Annotated in this window: 1 protein-coding gene; it reads right to left on the reverse strand. The window is 63.9% G+C overall.

All coding sequences use genetic code 11. From position 1 onward, the window contains the following. On the reverse strand, nucleotides 1-249 hold a 249-nt coding region (locus AUL38_RS05215), incomplete at both ends, for an isocitrate/isopropylmalate family dehydrogenase (protein ID WP_235590617.1).

The raw sequence follows: 249 nt of genomic DNA on the forward strand, positions 1-249 counted from the left end.
CATCGCGTCGACGTGCACGTAGTCGGTCTCGACCTCGGGGTATCGTGCGGCGACGGTCTCGAAGACTTCCTGCCAGAGCTGCCCGGCGGCGACAAGGATGTTGGTTTTGTGGCAGAGCGTGACTTTTTTGCGGCGGCCGAGGGCGAGCCTGAACGAGAAGTCGATGACACGTTCGATGCCGGCGTAGGTGTTCAGGGACTCCTGCATCGCGACGGCGTTGGTGGTGCCCGCGTGGACTGTTGACCCGCC

It is taken from the genome of Leucobacter sp. G161, from assembly GCF_001482305.1.
Lineage (GTDB): Bacteria > Actinomycetota > Actinomycetes > Actinomycetales > Microbacteriaceae > Leucobacter.